21 protein-coding genes and 1 other RNA gene are annotated in these 21064 nt (G+C 59.2%); 10 read left to right on the top strand and 12 right to left on the bottom strand.

The features are described 5' to 3' along the window. Positions 1-21: 21 nt before the first annotated feature. A complete protein-coding gene (locus tag LOY28_RS28465) occupies positions 22-807 on the bottom strand; it encodes a transporter substrate-binding domain-containing protein (protein WP_018927568.1) in 786 nt (261 codons plus the stop codon). 257 nt (positions 808-1064) lie between these two features. Between LOY28_RS28465 and LOY28_RS28460 the strand changes: the two genes are divergently transcribed. The 6 genes from LOY28_RS28460 (at position 1065) to LOY28_RS28435 (ending at position 8533) form a co-directional block, all read left to right on the top strand. Next, positions 1065-1772 (top strand): FadR/GntR family transcriptional regulator, encoded by a 708-nt coding sequence (locus LOY28_RS28460; RefSeq protein ID WP_018927569.1) that lies wholly within the window; start codon positions 1065-1067, stop codon positions 1770-1772. A gap of 120 nt (positions 1773-1892) precedes the next feature. Beyond that, positions 1893-2222 carry a thioredoxin TrxA gene (gene trxA, locus LOY28_RS28455; protein WP_003206727.1) on the top strand — a complete coding sequence of 110 codons (330 nt, stop codon included), beginning with the start codon at positions 1893-1895 and terminating at the stop codon, positions 2220-2222. 247 nt (positions 2223-2469) lie between these two features. Then, entirely contained in the window at positions 2470-3729 is a 1260-nt protein-coding gene (rho, locus tag LOY28_RS28450; RefSeq protein ID WP_007899384.1) for a transcription termination factor Rho, read from the top strand. Between the two features lie 332 nt (positions 3730-4061). Continuing rightward, complete coding sequence (locus tag LOY28_RS28445) at positions 4062-6017, top strand: acyltransferase family protein (RefSeq protein WP_258612825.1); 1956 nt, start codon at positions 4062-4064, stop codon at positions 6015-6017. A gap of 81 nt (positions 6018-6098) precedes the next feature. After that, positions 6099-7565 (top strand): 4-hydroxy-3-polyprenylbenzoate decarboxylase, encoded by a 1467-nt coding sequence (gene ubiD / locus LOY28_RS28440; protein WP_018927571.1) that lies wholly within the window; start codon positions 6099-6101, stop codon positions 7563-7565. Then, entirely contained in the window at positions 7565-8533 is a 969-nt protein-coding gene (locus tag LOY28_RS28435) for a CDP-6-deoxy-delta-3,4-glucoseen reductase (RefSeq protein WP_018927572.1), read from the top strand. Before ubiD ends, LOY28_RS28435 begins: the two co-directional genes overlap by 1 nt. 14 nt (positions 8534-8547) lie before the next feature. Here LOY28_RS28435 and LOY28_RS28430 read toward each other — a convergent pair whose 3' ends face one another. Further along, positions 8548-8991 carry a hypothetical protein gene (locus LOY28_RS28430; protein WP_019580529.1) on the bottom strand — a complete coding sequence of 148 codons (444 nt, stop codon included), beginning with the start codon at positions 8989-8991 and terminating at the stop codon, positions 8548-8550. Positions 8992-9376: 385 nt separating this feature from the next. Here LOY28_RS28430 and LOY28_RS28425 point away from each other — a divergent pair, with 385 nt between their 5' ends. Further along, positions 9377-10045, top strand: a complete 669-nt coding sequence (locus tag LOY28_RS28425) for a gamma-glutamylcyclotransferase (RefSeq protein WP_018927574.1) — start codon at positions 9377-9379, stop codon at positions 10043-10045. Here the strand turns inward: LOY28_RS28425 and glpT are convergent. Together glpT and LOY28_RS28415 are read right to left on the bottom strand one after the other, a co-directional pair. Further along, positions 10021-11370 carry a glycerol-3-phosphate transporter gene (gene glpT, locus LOY28_RS28420; protein ID WP_018927575.1) on the bottom strand — a complete coding sequence of 450 codons (1350 nt, stop codon included), beginning with the start codon at positions 11368-11370 and terminating at the stop codon, positions 10021-10023. The genes LOY28_RS28425 and glpT overlap by 25 nt on opposite strands. Positions 11371-11573: 203 nt before the next feature. Continuing rightward, positions 11574-12551, bottom strand: a complete 978-nt coding sequence (locus tag LOY28_RS28415; protein WP_018927576.1) for an NADPH:quinone oxidoreductase family protein — start codon at positions 12549-12551, stop codon at positions 11574-11576. A 150-nt stretch (positions 12552-12701) separates the two neighbouring features. Between LOY28_RS28415 and LOY28_RS28410 the strand changes: the two genes are divergently transcribed. Then, positions 12702-13109 carry a flagellar basal body-associated protein FliL gene (locus tag LOY28_RS28410; protein WP_019580533.1) on the top strand — a complete coding sequence of 136 codons (408 nt, stop codon included), beginning with the start codon at positions 12702-12704 and terminating at the stop codon, positions 13107-13109. 60 nt (positions 13110-13169) lie between these two features. On the opposite strand, the gene LOY28_RS28405 is transcribed toward LOY28_RS28410, so the two are convergent. The 4 genes from LOY28_RS28405 to LOY28_RS28390 form a co-directional block, all read right to left on the bottom strand. Further along, entirely contained in the window at positions 13170-14288 is a 1119-nt protein-coding gene (locus tag LOY28_RS28405) for an ABC transporter permease (protein WP_258612824.1), read from the bottom strand. Further along, complete coding sequence (rbbA, locus tag LOY28_RS28400; protein WP_258612823.1) at positions 14288-17011, bottom strand: ribosome-associated ATPase/putative transporter RbbA; 2724 nt, start codon at positions 17009-17011, stop codon at positions 14288-14290. Before rbbA ends, LOY28_RS28405 begins: the two co-directional genes overlap by 1 nt. Next, entirely contained in the window at positions 17008-17973 is a 966-nt protein-coding gene (locus LOY28_RS28395) for an HlyD family secretion protein (protein WP_018927580.1), read from the bottom strand. The genes rbbA and LOY28_RS28395 overlap by 4 nt, the downstream gene beginning before the upstream one ends. 129 nt (positions 17974-18102) lie before the next feature. After that, positions 18103-18552 (bottom strand): EVE domain-containing protein, encoded by a 450-nt coding sequence (locus tag LOY28_RS28390; RefSeq protein ID WP_064621039.1) that lies wholly within the window; start codon positions 18550-18552, stop codon positions 18103-18105. Positions 18553-18748: 196 nt separating this feature from the next. On the opposite strand from LOY28_RS28390, the gene LOY28_RS28385 reads away from it, so the two are divergent. Beyond that, positions 18749-18898 (top strand): hypothetical protein, encoded by a 150-nt coding sequence (locus LOY28_RS28385; RefSeq protein ID WP_007899400.1) that lies wholly within the window; start codon positions 18749-18751, stop codon positions 18896-18898. Positions 18899-18933: 35 nt separating this feature from the next. On the opposite strand, the gene LOY28_RS28380 is transcribed toward LOY28_RS28385, so the two are convergent. The 4 genes from LOY28_RS28380 to LOY28_RS28365 all read right to left on the bottom strand — a co-directional run bounded on the left by LOY28_RS28380 (position 18934) and on the right by LOY28_RS28365 (position 20358). Continuing rightward, entirely contained in the window at positions 18934-19539 is a 606-nt protein-coding gene (locus LOY28_RS28380) for a 5-formyltetrahydrofolate cyclo-ligase (protein ID WP_018927583.1), read from the bottom strand. 86 nt (positions 19540-19625) lie between these two features. Beyond that, positions 19626-19804: non-coding RNA, 6S RNA (gene ssrS / locus LOY28_RS28375), on the bottom strand. 30 nt (positions 19805-19834) lie between these two features. Continuing rightward, positions 19835-20152 carry a cell division protein ZapA gene (locus LOY28_RS28370; RefSeq protein WP_018927584.1) on the bottom strand — a complete coding sequence of 106 codons (318 nt, stop codon included), beginning with the start codon at positions 20150-20152 and terminating at the stop codon, positions 19835-19837. Next, positions 20149-20358, bottom strand: coding sequence for a TIGR02449 family protein (locus LOY28_RS28365; protein ID WP_007940359.1), 210 nt, complete (start codon positions 20356-20358; stop codon positions 20149-20151). The genes LOY28_RS28370 and LOY28_RS28365 overlap by 4 nt, the downstream gene beginning before the upstream one ends. Before the next feature lie 125 nt (positions 20359-20483). Here LOY28_RS28365 and LOY28_RS28360 point away from each other — a divergent pair, with 125 nt between their 5' ends. Next, positions 20484-21038 (top strand): YecA family protein, encoded by a 555-nt coding sequence (locus LOY28_RS28360; protein WP_007940361.1) that lies wholly within the window; start codon positions 20484-20486, stop codon positions 21036-21038. Positions 21039-21064: the final 26 nt, after the last annotated feature.

Here is a 21064-nt window from a genome sequence, read left to right as displayed (position 1 = left end):
AGTCGTCTCCCGAGCGAACGATCAGAGATCGGCCGGCAGCGGTTCTTTCAGCCAGGTTTGCGAGTTCTTTTCCAGCGCACCGTCAGCCTTGGCGGTGGTGAGGATCTGATTGACCTTGTCCAGCAACGCCGGCTCGTTCTTGTTCACACCGACGTACACCGGCGAGTCCTTGAGCTTCACTTTCAGGGCCGGTACGCGTTTCGGGTTTTTCTCGCTGATAGCCACCATCACCACGTTGCCGCTGGCGATCAGGTCGACTTGCCCGGCAAGGTAGGCGGCGATGGTCGAGTTGTTGTCTTCGAAGCGTTTGATAGTCACGCCTTCGGGGGCGACTTTGGTCAGCTCAATGTCTTCGATGGCGCCACGGGTGACGCTGATGGTTTTGCCCTTGAGATCGTCCAAACCCTTGATGGCGGCGTCTGGCGGACCGAACACGGCGAGGTAGAACGGCGCGTAGGCACGGGAGAAATCGATGACTTTCTCGCGTTCAGGGTTCTTGCCGAGGCTGGAAATCACCAGGTCGACCTTGCCGGTGGTCAGGAACGGGATGCGGTTGGTGCTGTTGACCGGGGTCAGTTCGAGTTTGACCTTGAGTTGGTCGGCCAGCAGTTTGGCGGTGTCGATGTCGAGGCCGCGCGGTTTCATGTCGGGGCCGACTGAACCGAACGGCGGGAAGTCCTGGGGCACGGCGACTTTGAGGGTGCCGCGTTTGACCACATCCTCCAGACCGTCGGCGTGGGCAGGTGCCTGGCTCAGCATCAGGCTGGCAAACAGGGCGGCGAGGAGGGCGCTGTAACGCTGGGTCATGGCAAATCTCCGGATCGGCGGGAAGTGATTTCTGCGGATCGACAGAGCACGGGCCATGCCAAGATTCGGTTTCAGGGGTTGCAGGCCACGGTTTTGCTGGTGTTTCTCGGTCTTACTGGTCTGAACAGTTAGGTGGCATTTCGCACCTTGATGGCGCAATCGTGAAAACTCCCGAACCCCCATGGGGCACGACTTGCCGGACGTCGCGAATAGCTTTACAACTAGCCGCTCATTGGCCTGGTTCGTCTGAAGAAACCATGAATTCGATCTCCCGTGCAGTACCTGAAGTGGCGCTGCAAGCCATCCGCAAACTGATCACCGAGCAAGGTTTCGGGCCGGGTGATGCCTTGCCTTCGCAACGGGACCTGGCGGTGCAATTGGGGGTCAGCCGGGCGTCGTTGCGCGAGGCGTTGTCGTCCCTGAGTGCGCTGGGCGTGATCAGCATCCAGCCGGGCAAGGGCGTGTTCGTGCAGTCACCGGTCGATCTGCCCCGGGGCGAGGCGGTGCCGGGCTGGCCATTCGCGGCCCAGGCATCGCCGCTGGACATCTTCCAGTTGCGCTATGCGCTGGAGGGTTTTGCCTCGGGTTTGGCGGCCGTGACCCTGAGCACCGAGGATCTCGATGCCCTGGAAGACAACGTCGCCGCCATGCGCAACGAACTGCGTGCCGCCAACTTCGATGCAGCGGCGCGACTGGACTTCGAGTTTCACCGACGCATCCTCCTGGCCAGCGGCAATCAGGCGATGCTGAGCATCCTGACAGCCAGCGCCGACATCTTTCTGGAGAGCCAGAAGCTACCGTTCATCCGGGCCGAACGGGCCATGGAAACCTGGCAGGAACACCGTAAAATCCTCCGTGCACTGGCGCGCCGATCGTCCGGCGCCGCACAGAAGGCCATGCAGGAGCATGTGCGCAACGCCGCCCTGCGCACCGGGATTGCCTTCGTCGCTCCCGCCACCTCGTGACTTGAGCTATACCCAAATTCATGGGCCACCATAGCGAGACTCAATCATCTGCGGCTTCCTGAACGGGGGAAGGGCAGCTATGATGGGCCACGTTTTTTTGCTTACAACCTGGAGACTTCCATGAGCAGCGATCTTATCAAACACGTTAGCGACGCTAGCTTCGAGGCCGACGTACTCAAGGCCGAAGGCGCTGTACTGGTCGACTACTGGGCTGAGTGGTGCGGCCCTTGCAAAATGATCGCTCCTGTCCTGGACGAAATTGCCGAGACCTACAAAGGCAAGCTGACCGTTGCCAAACTGAACATCGACGAGAACCAGGAAACCCCGGCCAAGCATGGCGTGCGTGGTATCCCGACGCTGATGCTGTTCAAGAACGGCAACGTCGAAGCCACCAAGGTCGGTGCGCTGTCGAAGTCGCAATTGGCCGCTTTCCTCGACGCCAACATCTAAGCGTTGTTATAAAGCGTCATGAAAAGGCCCCGCATTATGCGGGGCCTTTTCGTTATTGAGGGCTAGACGCTCCGAAACTCAGGTGGTACATTCGGCCCCGCACTGGTTTCTCCACTGCCCCCTGCTAGCCGTCGCCGACGCACTCCTTTTCGAATAAGTACGCGATCCTGTCGCCTTCTCTGCGGCGCGGCCTCATTAAGCCAAAAGCTTAATTTCCCCCCTCCATAAATGATTACGTCATTCCTATATGAATCTGACTGAACTCAAGCAAAAGCCGATTACCGAACTGCTCGAATTGGCCGAACAGATGGGCATAGAAAATATGGCCCGTTCGCGCAAGCAGGACGTGATTTTCTCCCTGCTCAAAAAGCACGCTAAAAGCGGCGAGGAAATCTCCGGTGATGGCGTGCTGGAGATTCTCCAGGACGGCTTCGGCTTCCTGCGCTCCGCTGACGCTTCCTATCTCGCCGGCCCGGACGATATCTACGTCTCGCCGAGCCAGATCCGTCGCTTCAACTTGCGCACCGGTGACACCATCGTTGGCAAGATCCGTCCTCCGAAGGAAGGCGAGCGGTATTTCGCGCTGCTCAAGGTCGACACGATCAACTACGATCGTCCCGAGAACGCGAAAAACAAGATTCTCTTCGAGAACCTGACCCCGCTGTTCCCGACTGTGCGCATGAAGATGGAAGCCGGTAACGGTTCCACCGAAGACTTGACCGGTCGTGTCATCGACCTGTGCGCCCCGATCGGCAAAGGCCAGCGCGGCCTGATCGTCGCTCCGCCGAAAGCCGGTAAAACGATCATGCTGCAGAACATCGCGGCAAACATCGCGCGTAACAATCCTGAAGTTCACCTGATCGTGCTGTTGATCGACGAGCGTCCGGAAGAAGTGACCGAAATGCAGCGCACCGTGCGCGGCGAAGTGGTTGCCTCGACGTTCGACGAGCCGCCAACCCGCCACGTGCAGGTTGCCGAAATGGTGATCGAGAAGGCCAAGCGCCTGGTCGAGCACAAGAAGGACGTGGTGATTCTGCTCGACTCCATCACCCGTCTGGCGCGTGCCTACAACACCGTGATCCCGAGCTCCGGCAAGGTGCTGACCGGTGGTGTCGATGCCCACGCCCTGGAGAAACCGAAACGTTTCTTCGGTGCTGCACGGAACATCGAAGAAGGCGGCTCGCTGACCATCATCGCTACCGCGCTGGTTGAAACCGGTTCGAAGATGGACGAAGTGATCTACGAAGAATTCAAAGGCACCGGCAACATGGAATTGCCTCTGGATCGCAAGATCGCCGAAAAACGTGTGTTCCCGGCCATCAACATCAACCGCTCCGGTACTCGCCGCGAAGAGTTGCTGACAGCCGACGACGAACTGCAGCGTATGTGGATCCTGCGCAAACTGCTGCACCCGATGGATGAAGTCTCTGCCATCGAGTTCCTGGTCGACAAGCTGAAACAGACCAAGACCAACGACGAGTTCTTCCTGTCGATGAAGCGCAAGTAACACGAAGTACTGTCTGGTCCTGGAGTTGGTTAAACCTGTCCAGGACGGGACAAACGCTTCAAAGAAGGGCGCCCCCAAAAGGGCGCTCTTTTTTTTGCGCTCGGTATTTTGTATCTGGATTGATACTTGTCGTGCTGTAAACTGGAGCCCATTCAATGGGTGCCGCCGCCCGCTAACAGCAGATCAATTGCCCCTGTATTCAATCTGGCTGGCGATTGAGTCAAGTGTTTTGACAGATCTTTCCAGAAGTTGATCTCCGTCGAATCTCCGCAGTCGCGCTACCGGTGAGTCCCTTTTCAATCAGCTTTGTATCGGGAACGACAAGGAACGTTATGCACACATTTGGCAATCGCCGTGATATCGACGGATTGCGGGCTCTGGCCGTTATTCCGGTCGTGCTGTTTCATTTTGGCTTCAGCACTTTCAGCGGTGGCTTTGTCGGTGTCGATGTCTTCTTTGTCATTTCCGGATTCCTGATTACCAGCATTCTGTTCCGTGAGATCGGCGCGCAGCGTTTCAGCTTCGTCGATTTCTGGGCTCGCCGTGCACGACGGATCATTCCGGCCCTGAGTGTGGTGCTGCTGGCGACGCTGGCTCTGGGCTGGTTGCTGCTGACGGCCAAGGACTTCTCCGAGTTGGGAAGAACGGTTCGTTATCAGTCGCTGTTCATTTCAAATATTCTGTTCATGCGCGAAGACGGCTACTTCCAGCCTGCGTCGGAATTGAAGCCGCTGCTGCATACCTGGTCCCTGGCCGTTGAAGAGCAGTACTACATCTTCTTTCCGCTGTTGATGGTGTTGTTGATGCGCCATGTACGCCATTGGCGCTGGATGCTGTTTGCCATGCTGCTGGTGTCTTTTGGGCTCAATATTGCCTATATCGACCGCAAGCCCGACGTCGCTTTCTTCTCGCTGCCGACACGCGCCTGGGAGCTTTTGTGCGGTGCCATGCTTGCGGTCTTGCCCGCCTCAAAACAGGCTGTGCGGCCCTGGCTCTATCAGTCTGTGGGAGTGGCCGGGTTAACGGCGGTCCTGGTGGCAGTTTTCACTTTTGACAAGGCGACGGTGTTCCCAGGCTGGGCGGCACTGCTGCCTGTGCTCGGTGCAACCGCGCTGATCTGGTCTGGCGGGTACGGTTCTACATGGAGTGGTCAGGTTTTAAGTGCTCGCGCGCTGGTATGGATCGGCTTGCTCTCCTATTCCTTGTATTTGTGGCACTGGCCGGTCTATGTCTACGCCAATGCCACTTCGATCGACGGCATTCAGCCCTTGGAGGCTACGGGCTGGATGCTATTGGCGCTCGGGCTTGCTTGGTTGAGCTGGCGCTTCGTCGAGCTTCCATTCCGTGAACGGCTCCTGCTTGCCGGACGCAAGCCTGTGTTATTGGGGGGCTTGCTAGCCATGATCGCGCTGGCCGTCACCGGTTCGATGGTGCGATCGGCGGACGGTTTTCCTCAACGCCTTACCGGCAAAGCGCTGGAATATGCGCAGTCTCGAGAGTGGCGGGCCGGGCAGATGAAATGCATGTTGGTGACTTCGGACAAAGAACTGGACAAGGCGTGTCTGGTGGGTGGTAACGAAGAGATTCCGGCGACACAAATGTTCTGGGGCGACAGTCACGCGGCCGCGCTGTTACCGGCGATCGAAAGTAGCGCAAAGCGCGAGGGTCGCCCGGTATGGCTTTACAGCATGAGTGCCTGTCCGCCGGTTCTGAGCAATGACCTGCGCCAGCGTTGCAAGGATTTCAACGAGCAGACAATGGAGCGGGTTCGCAGTCTGCAGATCAAGGATGTGGTGCTGGCATCCAATTGGAACCTGTACATTTACGGTCGCGAAGACGGCGATAAAAAGGTCCTGCTTAATCAGTATGACAATATGGCTCAGGCCGAGGAACGCATGGCCATGGCGCTCAAGGCGCGGGTGGCGGCGATAAGAGGCGCGGGCGCGCAAGTCTGGTTGTTCAAGGAAGTGCCGCTGCGGCGCAAGGGCTCCATTGACCGACTGACGAGCCTGGCCCGCATCGGGCGATCGGCCGAGGGACTGGGCCGACCGCTCGAAGAGCATCTAGCGCGCCAGCGTTTTCTCAATACCTTGTTCGACTCGATGAGTGCCGCCGACTCAGGTGTGCATGTCATCGATCCCACGCCATTGATGTGTGTGGGCCAGATTTGCAGTATCGAGGTCAATGGTCATTCGCAGTACAAGGACGAGGATCATCTTTCGGACGCCGGCAGTGCCCGCTTGAGCCCGTTGTTTGCCCCGGTGCTGCTGGGTGCAAATCACAATTGATTGCTGCTGCGCACTGACAGGCTGCTGTTTGGGCGGCAGAGCAGGTAGGATGTACGCCTATTTTAGGGGTGCCATCGTCAAATGAAATTCAAGGATCTTCGGGATTTCGTGCAGCAGCTTGAGCAGCGCGGAGAGTTGAAACGCATCCAGATCCCCGTCTCTCCAGTGCTGGAGATGACCGAAGTCTGCGATCGCACGCTACGGGCCAAGGGCCCGGCGTTGCTGTTCGAAAAACCTGTCGGCTATGACATTCCGGTGCTCGGCAACCTGTTCGGCACCCCCGAGCGGGTGGCCATGGGCATGGGGGCCGAATCGGTCAGCGAGTTGCGCGAAATCGGCAAGTTGCTGGCGTTCCTCAAGGAGCCCGAGCCGCCGAAAGGTTTGAAGGACGCCTGGTCCAAGCTGCCGATCTTTCGCAAGATCATCTCGATGGCGCCGAAAGTCGTCAAAGACGCGGTGTGCCAGGAAGTGGTCATCGAAGGCGACGATGTCGACCTCGCGATGTTGCCGGTGCAGACCTGCTGGCCAGGCGATGTCGGCCCGCTGATCACCTGGGGCCTGACTGTCACCAAAGGTCCGAACAAGGATCGCCAGAACCTCGGCATTTACCGTCAACAGGTGATCGGTCGCAACAAGGTGATCATGCGCTGGTTGAGCCACCGTGGCGGCGCGCTGGATTACCGCGAATGGTGCGAAAAACACCCCGGCCAGCCGTTCCCGGTGTCCGTGGCGCTGGGCGCCGACCCGGCCACCATTCTTGGCGCCGTGACGCCGGTGCCGGACAGCCTCTCCGAATACGCTTTCGCCGGTCTGCTGCGGGGCAATCGCACCGAACTGGTGAAATGCCGCGGCAACGACCTGCAAGTACCGGCCACTGCCGAAATCATCCTCGAAGGCGTGATCCATCCGGGCGAAATGGCCGATGAAGGTCCGTACGGCGACCACACCGGCTACTACAACGAAGTCGACAGCTTCCCGGTGTTCACCGTCGAGCGCATCACCCATCGGATCAAGCCGATCTACCACAGCACCTACACCGGCCGTCCGCCGGATGAGCCGGCGATTCTCGGTGTGGCGCTGAACGAAGTGTTCGTACCGATCCTGCAGAAGCAATTCCCGGAGATCACTGACTTCTACCTGCCGCCCGAAGGCTGCTCGTACCGCATGGCCATCGTGACCATGAAGAAGTCGTATCCCGGTCACGCCAAGCGGGTAATGCTCGGTGTCTGGTCGTTTTTGCGACAGTTCATGTACACCAAGTTCGTTATCGTCACCGACGACGATATCAACGCACGGGACTGGAACGACGTGATCTGGGCCATTACCACGCGCATGGACCCCAAGCGCGACACGGTGATGATCGATAACACGCCGATCGACTACCTGGACTTCGCCTCGCCGGTCTCCGGCCTGGGTTCGAAGATGGGGCTCGATGCCACGCATAAATGGCCAGGCGAAACCACCCGTGAGTGGGGCCGGGTCATCGTCAAGGATGAAGCCGTTACCCAACGGATCGATGCCATCTGGAATCAGTTAGGAATAGATTGATGCGTGTAACCTTGCAGCCCTCCGGAGCAGTGCTTGAGATTCTGCCCGGCGAGCGGATTCTCGATGGCGCGCGGCGCCTGGGCTATGAATGCCCGCAAAGCTGTCGTAACGGCAATTGCCATGTGTGCGGCGCATTGCTGGTGGAAGGGCGGGTCGAACAGGCTGGCGATGTGCGCGACCATGGCGAGTTCTACACTTGCATTGCAGAGCCGCTGGAAGACTGCATCGTGTTGTGGGATGGCGTGCTCGCGCTGGGAGAACTGCCGGTGCGCAGCGTGTCGTGTCAGGTCATTGAATGCAGGGACGTCGGTGGCGATACCTGGCGCGTGCGTCTGCGTGCGCCAGCGGGCAAGCCGCCGCGCTATCACGCCGGCCAGTACCTGATGATCGAGCGTGAGAGTGGCGAGAAATCCGCTTTTTCCCTGGCCTCTGCACCGCATTCCGGCCGCGACCTGGAAATTCATGTGCTGGCGCGCGAAAGCAGCGCGCTGAGCCTGATCGAACAGCTCCAGCGCAACCCGATGGTGCGGATCGAGATGCCGTTCGGCGACACCCATCTGGCGGAACTGCCGAACGGTCCTCTCGTACTGATTGCTGCCGGTACCGGCATGGGCCAGATTCACAGCCTGATCGAACATTGCCGCGCCACGGGCTTCAAGCATCCGGTGCACCTGTATTGGGGCGTACGTCGTCCCGAAGACTTTTATGAGATCGAACATTGGGATGAATGGCTGAAGCTGCCCAATCTGTTCCTGCATAAAGTCGTCAGCGATCAATGCGGCTGGCAGGGGCGTTGCGGCATGTTGCATGAGGCGGTGTGTGAAGATTTCCCTGATCTGAAAGCACTGCACGTCTATGCCAGCGGCTCTCCAGCCATGGTCTATGGCACGCTCGATGCTTTGGTCGAAGCGGGGATGGATGCCCATCAAATGCGTGCCGATGTATTTGCTTACGCCCCGCGATCATAGGTGCGTGAACCGTTCTAGAAGCGCACCCCGGTTGTCACCATGGCGGCATTGAAGCCGAGCAACACCAGCTCGGCTGCCAATGGTCCGTAGTGTGCCCCGACTGAAGGAATGATCACCGGCGCGACCCCGAAGTGATTCAGAGGGATCTTGTCCTGAGACTTGCCGCTGTAACCTTGCAACAGACCACCGGTAAGTTTTATGTACACGGGATAGTCAGCGCTCTCGTAGCGTTTGCCCGCATACGCATAATATGAACGCTGGCTGAACGAGTTGCGAAAAGTTGCGCCACCAAACAACCAACCGGACGCTTGCTCGCGCTCAAGACCGATGAGGTCCTGATTGTTATTGTGGTCGGAGTCGGGGGAGAAGTGTCTGGTATAGACGCTGGCCTGCAAATACCAGGAGCCGGTGTCTTTCGCAGAGGTGTCCTCGGCCAGCGAGTGCTGCGCCGTGAGCATTAGAAGTAACCCGTAAATCCATGGTGTTTTCATTGTTCAGGCCTTTGAGGCAGTTTGGTTTGCGTCTTTGGGTGGCCGTTATACGCGACGTAAAGCTGCAATGGGTAGGCGGTAAATCCGAAGGGTTTGTAGGCATTTTCTCCTAGGTGAGCTTTATCCTAGACGCGCCGAATGCTTATGTATATTTCGTTCTGGTATTTAAGAATTCTCTTAAATGATATTAGGGTATATCGCCAAGCCCTCCAGCTTCAGTATTGGATTTTTTATAGGGGGCGCAAGGTCATAGGGCGCTTAGTACTTTTCGTTTTAGTATTACTGCTATATGTTCTATGAAGTGAAAGTTGTTTATATTTTGTAATAATTGCTGGGCCAAAATTTTATTGCCATGAGCGCCATTGAATCTGCTTTTTTGAATCTGGCTTACCCTCCGCGGCTCGATCTGGGGCCGCAGCTTACACACGAACAATTGCTCAGCTCGATGCAGTCGACCATGGCGCGCCACAAGGGTGGGCCGGTCTGGTTATTCGCGTATGGTTCGCTGATCTGGCGGCCTGAATGTGCGGCGGTTGAGCGGGTGCGCGGCCGGGTGCATGGCTACCATCGCGGTTTGTACCTGTGGTCCCACGAGCATCGCGGCACGCCGGAAGTGCCGGGGCTGGTATTTGGCCTGGATCGCGGTGGTTCGTGCAGCGGGTTCGCCTATCGTTTGCCCGAAGAACAACTCGAGGCTTCACTTTATGCACTCTGGCAGCGCGAGATGCCATTCCCTTCCTATCGTCCACACTGGCTCAACTGCCGTCTTGAAAACGGAAACCAGGTTCAGGCATTGGGATTTGTATTGGAGCGGCACCTGCCCAGCTATGCCGGCAACTTGCCGGATCACGTGCTGAGCCAAGTATTCGAGAACGCTTGCGGGCGCTATGGCACTACTCGCGAGTATGTCGAGCAGACCGCCCACGCCCTGCGTAGCCACGCCATGCCAGACCGGAATCTGGAGGCGCGGCTCAAGCGCTGTAAATCAAAGGCAGATCAGGCGAGCGCTTCGCGGCCCTGACTGGCGACGTTTTTGTGGCCCAGGGTGGGGGCCAGGAACGCCATCGCCAGCAGGCAGGCAACGACCAACAGAATGAAGCCGCCATTCCAGCCGAAATAGTCCACGGTGTAGCCCATCATGGCACTGGCCGCGACGGAACCACCCAAGTAACCGAACAGGCCGGTAAAGCCTGCGGCCGTACCCGCGGCCTTCTTCGGCACCAGTTCCAGCGCCTGCAGGCCGACCAGCATCACCGGGCCGTAGATCAGGAAGCCGATGGCGAACAGCGAGATCATGTCGATCATCGGATTGCCCGGTGGATTCAGCCAATACACGATCGTCGCAACGGTCACCAACGCCATGAACACCATGCCGGTCAGGCCACGGTTGCCACGGAAGATCTTGTCCGACATCCAGCCGCACAGCAGCGTGCCGGGAATGCCCGCCCACTCGTACAGGAAGTAAGCCCACGAGGTCTTGTCGAAGTCGAAGTGCTTGACCTCTTTGAGGTAGGTCGGCGCCCAGTCCAGAATGCCGTAGCGCAGCAGGTAGACGAAAACGTTAGCCAGTGCGATGAACCAGAGCATTTTGTTGCGCAGCACGTATTTGACGAAGATGTCCTTGGCGCTGAATTCCTCTTCGTGACTGGCGTCGTAGCCTTCCGGGTAATCGTTTTTGTACTTCTCAATCGGCGGCAGGCCCGTCGACTGCGGAGTATCGCGCATCACAATGAAGGCAAACACGGCGACCAACAGCGCCACGGCAGCCGGTACGTAGAACTTGCTGTGCCAGTCGTTGAACCAGCCCATGCCGAGAATCGCCAGCGGGCCGATCAAGCCACCGCCAACGTTATGCGCGGTGTTCCAGACCGAAACCACGCCGCCACGCTCTTTCTGTGACCACCAATGCACCATGGTTCGCCCGCTCGGCGGCCAGCCCATGCCTTGCGCCCAGCCGTTGATGAACAGCAGGATGAACATCATGGTCACGCTGGAGGTGGCCCAAGGTGCGAAACCGAAAACGAACATCACCGCGGCGGACACCACCAGGCCAAAGGGCAGGAAGTAACGCGGGTTGGAGCGGTCGGACACGATGCCCATCAGAAACTTGGACAGGCCGTAGGCGATTGCAATCGCCGACATCGCCACACCCAGTTGGCCTTTTGTATAGCCTTGGGCGATCAGGTCCGGGAACGCCAGGGTGAAGTTCTTGCGCAGCAGGTAGTAACCGGCATAGCCAATGAAAATCCCGGCGAAGATCTGCCAGCGAAGGCGTCGGTAGGTGCTGTCTATTTTTTCTTCAGGCAATGGAGCCTGATGTGCGGCAGGACGAAAGAAAGCAAACATTCAAGAGCTCCAGATTTCTTGTTTTGACTGCGGATGCGAATGTTACAGTTTCGTTACCGAAAATAGCACCGGTTCGCATCGGCAAAACAGCGGAAATGTTGGAGATTGCATGTTCCTTTATGAACATGTCGCTCAGGTATAAATGAGAGTCGGTACGGGGATGACGGAGCCAGGTCGCAGGCTGCGACCTGGCTTGAAAACGATCAACGAACCTGCACGACCACCTTTCCGACCGCCTTGCGCTGGCCAAGATCATTGATCGCCTGCGCCGCATTGCTCAGTGGATACACCTGCGACACCAGCGGCTTCAATTTGCCTTCGGCGAACCAGTGAAACAACTGCTGGAAGTTCGCCGCGTTGTCCTGTGGTTGGCGCTGGGCAAACGAGCCCCAGAACACGCCGACCACTGCAGCACCTTTGAGCAGTGCCAGGTTCACTGGCAGTTCGGGGATGCGTCCACTGGCGAAACCGACCACCAGAAGACGACCGTTCCAGGCGATGGCGCGGATGGCCTGGTCGAACAGGTCGCCGCCCACCGGGTCGTAGATCACGTCGGCGCCCTGGCCGTCGGTCAGGCGTTTGATTTCGTCCTTGAGGCTGGTTTCGCTGTAGTTGATCAGCTCATCGGCGCCGGCGGCTTTGGCCACCGCGAGTTTTTCCGCACTGCTCGCGGCGGCGATCACTCGGGCGCCCATGGCTTTGCCGATTTCCACGGCGGCGAGGCCGACGCCGCCGGACGCGCCGAGTACCAGCAAGGTTTCGCCGGGTTGCAGGTTGCCTCGTTGCTTGAGGGCGTGCATCGAAGTGCCGTAGGTCATGCTGAAAGCGGCGGCAGTGTTGAAGTCCATCGATGGCGGGATCGGCAGCACGTTGTAGCCCGGCACCGCGACCTGCTCGGCGAAACTGCCCCAGCCAGTCAGGGCCATGACCCGGTCACCGACCTTGAGGTGGCTGACCTTTTCCCCCACCGCGCTGACCACGCCAGCCGCTTCGCCACCCGGTGAAAACGGGAAGGGCGGTTTGAACTGGTATTTGCCCTCGATGATCAGCGTGTCCGGGAAATTCACCCCGGCCGCGTGCACGTCCAGCAGGATTTCGTTTTTCTTCGCAACAGGACTGGCGACGTCTTCCAGCACCAGCGATTCGGCAGGGCCGAAGGCTTTGCACAGCACGGCTTTCATCAGGGCTATTCCTTTGGGAGTGATGGCCGATAAGTGTAGGTGTGTGAGTTAACGGGTCAACGAGCATGCCCGACCCTGATAGTCAGCCATAAGCTTGTGCTTGAGCGGCGGGTCGTTATGCTAGGCCGCAAACCGGATAAGGAGCGAATTGTGAAAGCGTGGATCATGTTGATGCTGGCCCTGTCTCTGCCTGTGGCAGCGATGGCCGAAGAAGCCAAAGAAGGTGAAGCCCCGAAGGTCAACTACATCACCCTGAGCCCGCCGTTCGTGGGCAACTATGGGTTGGATGGCACGCCGAAGCTCAAGGTCTACAAGGCCGATGTGGCGCTACGGGTGACTGGTGACGAGGCGACCAAGGCGGTGAAGGCCAATGAGCCGTTGATCCGCAATCAGCTGGTGGCGTTGTTTGCCCAGCAGACCACTGAAACCATGAACAACGTCGAAGCCAAGGAAAAGCTGCGTCAGGAAGCCTTGAAGCAGACCCAGCAAGTGATGAACGACGAAACCGGCAAGCCGGTGGTTGAGGATCTATTGTTCAACAACCTCATTATCCAGTAAGGCTTTTGTTGTCTGGGGCGGCCCCTTCGCGGACTTGCCCGCGAAGGGCGACTCGGCCCTTCAGGACGCCAGGCTCTTGCGAAACCGCAGCAGTGCAATGGTAAAGAACAGCAGGCCGATGGCGCTCAATGCCAGCAAGTCCGGCCAGACCACGCCAATGCCGGCGTCGCGAAACAGTATCGCGGCGCTGAGGCTGACGAAGTGCGTCGATGGCGAGCCCTGCATCACCCATTGCAGCCATTGCGGCATGCTGTCGAGGGGCGTACTGCCCCCGGAAAGCAGCAACATCGGGATAATCACCGGAATCGCCAACAAGCCGAACTGCGGTGTCGAGCGGGCGAGGGTCGCGAGGAATATCCCCAGCGCCGTGCTGGCGAACAGATAAACCGCCGTTACCAGCAAGAAAAAGCTCATGGAGCCAGCCAGCGGCACGCCAAGGGCGCCTTTGACAATGACTTCCAGCGACACCCAGGTGCACAGCACCACCACCAGCATGTTGCTCCAGACTTTCGCCAGCATGATTTCCAGTGCCGTCAGCGGCAGCACCAGCAAATGGTCGAGAGTGCCGTGTTCGCGTTCACGCAGCAGCGCCGTGCCCGTCAGGATGATGGCCAGGATCGTGATGTTGTTGACGATCTGAATCACCGCCAGGAACCAGCCACCCTCCAGATTGGTATTGAACAGCGCTCGTGTTGTCAGCCGCACGGGTGTCTGGCTCGCCGCATCGCCCTGGCCACTGTAGGTCAGCAGCTCGCGCTGGAAAATCCTCCCGATATAGCCTGCCCCCATGAACGCCTGGCTCATGGCCGTGGCGTCGACGTTGACCTGCACCGCCGGCTGGTGGCCGCCCAGCAGATCGGCCTGAAAATTGGCTGGAACATTGATCACGAAGGTGTACCGCCCGTTGTCCAGCACCTCGTCCAGTTGACCATAAGGCAGCGGCACCGGTGGTTGAAATTCCGGCGGCCGCAGAACCTGGGCCAGTTGGCGTGACATGGGGCTGTGATCTTCATCGACCATGGCCACACTGGCGTTGTGCACACCGATCACTGAGCCCGCGGCCGGCATGTAGATCGCCACTGTAAAGGCGTAAAACAGGAACAGCAGCAACACACTGTCATGTCGCAGGCTGGTGAGTTCCTTGAGGCCAAGACGCAGGATGTGCGCGAGCTTATGCATCAGACCTCCTGCTTTTTCAGCATGGCCAGGCTGAGCCCGGTGAACCCGAGAAAGAACCCGAACAGCGCCAGGCATTGTGGCCACAACTGCCGGATATCCAGCGCCTTGGTAAAGGTGCCGACAGCGATATCGAGAAAATAGCCTGCCGGAAACAGCATCCCCATGACCGCGGCGGCGCCATCAAGGGACGACCGTGGCACGATCAGACCGGAAAACTGGATGGTCGGCAGACTGGTGATGATCATGGTGCCGAGAATGGCGGCGATCTGGGTTCGGGTGAACGCCGAAATCAACAGGCCCATGCTGGTGGTCGCCAGCACGTAGAGCAATCCGCCGAAGGCCAGGGTCAATGCGCTGCCCTTGAAAGGGACGCCGAACAGCCAGCGGTTCATGGCTGTCAGCACGGCGAGATTGATCAGGCTGACGGCCAGATACGGCACCTGTTTACCTAACAGGAACTCCAGGCGGGTCAGCGGTGTGGCGTAGAAGTTGGTGATCGAGCCCAGTTCCTTCTCCCGCACAATGCCCAGCGCAGTCAGCATGGCCGGGATGAACGCCAGGATCAGCGCCATCACTCCAGGGCCGATGGCGTTGACGCTGACGACATCCTGGTTGTAGCGGAGACGGGTTTCCAGTTTGGCTGGCGCTTGCCGGGATGGTGCGGGACTGGACTGATCCGCCAGTTGCTCCAGGTTGGCCTGGTGTACCGCTTCCACATAGTTGCGGCTGGTTTCAGCGCGAAACGGCATACCGCCGTCGAGCCAGGCCGCCACCGTAGGCTGGCGACCGGCGAACAGATCCCGACCGAATCCGGGGGGAATCTCCAGCGCCAGTTTGATTTCCGAGCGTTGCAGTCGTCGATGCAACTGCGCCGGATCGCTTATCGGGGGTTGCTCGTCGAAGTAACGGGAGCCGCGGAAGGCCTCCAGATAAGCCCGGCTTTGCGGGGTCTGGTCCTGGTCGTAGACCGCGAAGGCGAGTTTCTCCACGTCCAGGGAAATGCCATAGCCGAAAATCACCATCATGAGCATCGCCCCGAGCAGAGCGAAGGCCAGGCGTACTCTATCGCGCAGCAGTTCCTTGCCTTCACGGCTCGCCAATGCCCGCAGTCGCCCAAAGCTGAAGCGACGGTCTTTCATCGATGGGGTGGGTGCGAGCGTTGTGTCGATGGGCGTTGGTGGCGCCTCTGTCGCGCCCGGGCTCTGGGCCTGTTCCAGGCAGGTGACGAACGCGGCCTCAAGTGTCTGGCCGTTGAACTGCTGTTGCAGTGCTGCCGGGGTGTCGCAGGCCAAAACCTTGCCTGCGTGCATCAATGAGATGCGGTCGCAACGCTGGGCTTCGTTCATGAAGTGGGTGGACAGGAAGATCGTCACCTCCTGTTCACGGGACAGTTCGATCAGCAGTCGCCAGAAATCGTCCCTCGCCGCCGGGTCGACGCCGGAGGTAGGTTCGTCGAGGATCAGCACTTCCGGGCGATGCAGCACCGCCACCGCCAGGGATAATCGTTGGCGCAGACCCAGCGGCAATGCACCGGACGGCTGATGGGCGACGCTGGCCAGGCTGAAGCGCTGGATCAATTCGTCGATGCGCTGAGTGCTGTCGGCCTGGGGCAGATCGAACAGTCGCGCATGCAGGTCCAGGTTCTGCCGAACGCTGAGTTCGCCATAGAGCGAGAAGCTCTGAGACATGAAGCCGACGCGCTTGCGGGTGGCCAGATCCTTGGCGTTCACTGGGTTGCCCAGCAGCGTGGCACTGCCTTCGCTGGCCGGAATCAGTCCGGTAAGCACTTTCATGGTGGTGGTTTTGCCGCAGCCGTTGGAGCCCAGAAACCCGAAGATCTCGCCGCGGCCTATGGCGAAGCTGACTTTATCCACAGCGGTGAAATCGCCGAAGCGCAGGGTCAGGTCATGGGCTTGGATAGCGATGTCGGCCGTAGCATTGGTTCGGGGAGGGATCACTAGCGGCTGGTTGTCGTGGCCGGTGTCACCCTGAAAGTGGGTGAAGGCTTCATCGAGCTTGCCGCTGGGGGTTACCGCCGCCAGATCGCGGCTCAAACCGGCGGCGATCAGCTTGCCGTCATCGAGCATCAGGCAGTGTTCGAACTGTTCGGCCTCTTCCATGTACGCGGTGGCGACCAGTAGCGTCAGTTGCGGGCGTTGGCGCCGAACATCATCGATCAACTCCCAGAAATGCCGTCGGGACAAAGGGTCGACGCCAGTGGTCGGCTCATCGAGGATCAACAAATCCGGCTCATGGATCAGTGCGCAACAGAGTCCGAGCTTCTGTTTCATTCCGCCCGACAGCTTGCCGGCCGGGCGTTCGGCAAATCGCAGTAGATCGGTGGCCAGCAGCAGGCTGTGCATGCGCTGATCGCTTTCGGCCGCGGACAGCCCGAACAGCGTGGCGAAGAAGTGAATGTTCTCGCGGATCGACAGATCAGGGTACAGGTTGCCGCCCAGACCTTGAGGCATGAACGCGATGCGCGAGTAGAGGCTGTTGCGGTGGCGCCGGTCCTGGATCGAGCCACCGAGCACTTCCAGTTGGCCCTCCTGTAGCGTCTTCACGCCGGCGATCAATCCCAGCAGGCTGGATTTGCCGGCGCCATCCGGGCCAATCAACCCACACCGGGTACCAGTGGGCAGACTGAGCGTGATGTCGGTCAGTGCATGCCGTTCGCCATAGCGGTGCTGAAGGCGAGTGGCATGCAGTGCCAGGCCGGTCATTGAAGATTGGCCGGCCAGTCAATGGGAGCGGTGCGCACGTAACCATTGCCGGGCATCCCCGGTTTGGCCTGGGGCACGGCGCTGGGACGGGTCAGGCGTAGCTTGACCCGAAATACCAGTTTCTGACGTTCGTCGCGAGTCTCGACTTCTTTGGGCGTGAACTGCGATTTGGCCGCCACGAAGCTGATTTTTGCCGGCAGTGGCTGGTCGGGCAGGGCGTCCAGCAGGATCCGCGCTTCATCGCCGACCGCCAGGCGTCCGGCGACGGATGCTGCAAGGTAGAGATTCATGTATTGGTCATTCGGGTCAATCAGCAGCAACACTCGCCCTCCGGCGCCGAGCACTTCCCCGGGTTCGGCCATGCGAAGCTGAATGATCCCGTCGATGGGGGCTCGCAAACTGCTGTCGTCGATTTCGCTGGTTAACTGAGCCACTTGTGCCTGCGCCGCGCCAATGGCTGCGCCGACGGCGGACACCTGGGCGCGGGCCGCAGTAACAGCTGCGTTGGCGGTGTCGAAGCGTGACTGCTGTTGGTCGATGATCTGGCCGCTGGCGAAACCGCGATTGAACAATGCCTGGGAGCGCTTGAGCTCTTGCTGGGCAAGCAGTTGCTCGCTCTGGCGCAGTTTCACATTGGCCTGGGCCGCGGAAAGATTTTCCCGGGCGCGTATCACTTCGGCTTCAGCCTGGTTGCGCTGTGCTTCGAGGGTACGGGTGTCCATGCGGGCCAACAGTTGCCCCTGGGTTACCTTGTCGCCTTCGTCCACCAGCACTTCAGCCAATCGACCGGGTGTTTTGCTGGCGATCTGCACTTCAGTGGCTTCAAGTCGACCATTGCCGACAGACAACCCTTGGGGCAGTCGGTTAACGGTCGACCGCCAATAACCAAACCCTCCGGCGGCCAGCAATACAGCCCCCAGCAAAAAAACGAAGAAAAGCGAAGAGCGGCTGTGCGTCGACATGTCTGCATCCTGCGTCTATTGCGTCCCAGTCTGACAGGAAAGTGCTAGGGCGACTTGATGTCAGTCAACTGAGGGGTAAGCCTGACCGTTTGGCAAGGTAAGCCAGAGTCACAGGCTGTAGCGCAGTATTTAGCGCAGATTAAGCACCACTGCCCATTGCTCGGCTGTCACCGGCATTACCGACAGGCGCGAGCCTTTCTGCACCAGTGGCATCTCGGCGAGTGCCGTTTGCTGCTTCAGATAATCGAGTTTAAGCACCTTGGAAAACGTCTCGACGTGAGCGACATCGATCGCGCTCCAGGCGTTTTTCTCGGCGGTGGCCTTCGGATCGAAGTAATGACTCTCGGGCTCCAGCGCCGTCGGGTCCGGATACGCCGCCTCGACGATCTTTCCGACCCCGGCAATCCCTGGCTCAGGGCAGCTGGAGTGATAGAAGAAAAACTCGTCGCCGACTGCCATGGCCCGTAAAAAATTGCGCGCCTGGTAGTTGCGAACCCCGTCCCAGCGCGCTCGCCCAAGCTTCTCCAGGTCTTTGATGGAGAGTTCGTCGGGCTCGGATTTCATCAGCCAATAAGCCATGGTTTTGCTCCTTGCGAGGTGGGTGGACAAGTGGTCAGGCAATTTTATGACAAACCGACAGTCGGTTGACGCCAGCGTTTGCGTGTCGGTTCACGTTGTCGCAAAATGCCGGCCTTCTTAGCTTGACGCTGCTGCACGGCCTACAAACGGAAACCGCTGCTGTCATCGTGTTGATGTGCCTTGAGGGGGGCAATCGATGAAACGCAAACCGGATTTATTATGGATATTGGTTATTTTGTTCGGTTTGGGCGTCGTGACCACCGGCTACGCCCAAAGCCTGTGGGCCAACAAGACCGATGCTCCCGTCGAGATCGCGCAGCAACAGCCGTCGGCCTTCAAGCGCTGAGCCCGTCTTTTGGACGCCGCTGATATCAGTGGCGTCTAGTCCGCGAAATACCACGCCTTGTCAGTGACCGTGCCCTGCAACGGCACATCCCAGCTCGCCTGAGCCAATCGTTGAACCTTCTGACATTCATGGGCCAAGCCCAGCAGCGTCGGCTTGTGCCAGCTTTTTCGGCGCGCCAGGTACGCCAGGCTTCGGTCGTAGAAGCCGCCGCCCATACCCAGGCGTCCGCCGACATCGTCAAACCCCACCAGCGGCAGCAACACCAGATCCAGCGCCCAGACCTTGCGTTGCCGGGCGATATTGGCCCGTGGTTCTGGAATACGGAAACGGTTGGGTTTGAGTTTTTCGCCGGGACGAATCCGCTGGAACACCATTTTGGTTCGCGGCCAGGCGCTGAGTACCGGCAGGTACGTCGCCTTGCCCCGACGTTGTGCGGCACGCATCAACAGGCGCGGGTCGATTTCACCGTCGGTGGGCAGGTACAGGGAGATGTGTTTTGCGCGGCGGAACAGTGGGTGCTGGGCCAATTGCTTATACAGCCCGCGAGCGGCCTCGCGCTGCTGACTGGGGGTCAGTGCGCGGCGGGCCTTGCGCAGCATGCGTCGAAGTTGCGGTCGGGGCAGCAGCGCAGGTTCGGTCATGGATTCAGGCTTCAGAAGTGCGAGTACTAAAAGCGTACCCGTAAACATGCCGATGCCGGTATGAAAACCGGCATCGGATTGAAATCAGGCTCCCCGGATGAACCGCTGCTGACTTAGCCCTTGAACCCGAAAGTTCAAGGTGGAAGATGCAGTAGGCTTTAAGGCTTTCCGTCTAGCGGACATGCACACCAGCCCAACGTGCAACCTCCAGGGTAGTGCGAATCGGCTCAGGGACGTGGTCAACTGGCAAGCACCCCAGGGAGTGATGCGAGTATAACTCAAGCGGCCTGGCGAATCAGCCCTTGGTGACATCCGGATCGGTCGACAGCGCCAGGTCGACGCGGTCCAGCAGGTCGCGAACCTGTTCGCGGGTCGAACCGCTGGCCTGCACATCCGGACGTTCTTCCTTGTGCAGAAGGTCGTGCGTGATGTTCAGCGCAGCCATCACGGCAATGCGGTCGGCGCCGATGACTTTGCCGCTGCTACGGATTTCGCGCATCTTGCCGTCCAGGTAGCGGGCGGCGCTGATCAAGTTGCTGCGCTCTTCCTGGGGGCAGATGATCGAATATTCTTTGTCGAGGATCTGCACGGTAACGCTATTGCTTGAACTCATGAGTCTTGCTCCAGGGCCTTGAGGCGCGAAATCATCGATTCGACCTTACGCCGGGCGATTTCATTTTTTTCAATGAGGTGCGCGCGTTCCTCGCGCCAGGTCTTTTCTTGAGCTAGTAAGAGTGCGTTTTGACTCTTTAGTTGCTCGACTCGGGTAATCAGCAGCTCGAGTCTGGCCATCAGCGCTTGCAGGTCGGTGTCTTCCATTGTGTCCACGTGTTCGTCTGATGGGAGGTAGCTGGCGGACAGCCTTTAATAGTCTTGGCGAGTCTGTCGATGTAGGATACAAGGCCTTCATTCTAGACATAGCGCCGTCTGGCGCCTAGCTACCCATGCCCATTCAGAATTCTCCGTACCAAGCCTTCGCCACCCTGCTGAGTACCAGCGGCCATCCCGTCTCGCCTGCCGAGTTGCACGGCCTGCTGCTCGGCCGTAGCTGCGCCGGTGCCGGTTTCGATGCCGACAGCTGGCTGGCAGACGCCGCCGAGCTGCTCGAAGGCGAGCCGCAAGACAACGTTCGCAACGCCTTGATCGGCCTGCAAGAGATGGTCAAGGGCGAGCTTACCAGCGACGACATGACCGTTGTTCTGCTGCTGCCGAGCGACGACGCGCCGCTCACCGAGCGCGCAGCCGCGCTGGGCCAGTGGTGCCAGGGCTTTCTCACTGGCTTCGGCCTGACCCGTCGCGAATATGCCCTCAGCGCTGAAGCGACTGAAGTGCTGCAGGATCTGGCCGCCATTTCTCAGGTGCAAGACGCCCTGGAAGAGTCCGACGACGGCGAAAGCGACTACATGGAAGTCATGGAGTACCTGCGCGTCGCACCGTTGCTGCTGTTCACTGAAACCAAGAAAACCGACGAAGCAGCCGCCAAACCGTCGTTGCATTAATCGCGAGCCAGGAAAAGCCATCTGCC

Origin of the sequence: Pseudomonas sp. B21-017, from assembly GCF_024749245.1 — a bacterium.
Lineage (GTDB): Bacteria > Pseudomonadota > Gammaproteobacteria > Pseudomonadales > Pseudomonadaceae > Aquipseudomonas.
This window is presented reverse-complemented; position numbering and strand designations above follow the sequence as displayed.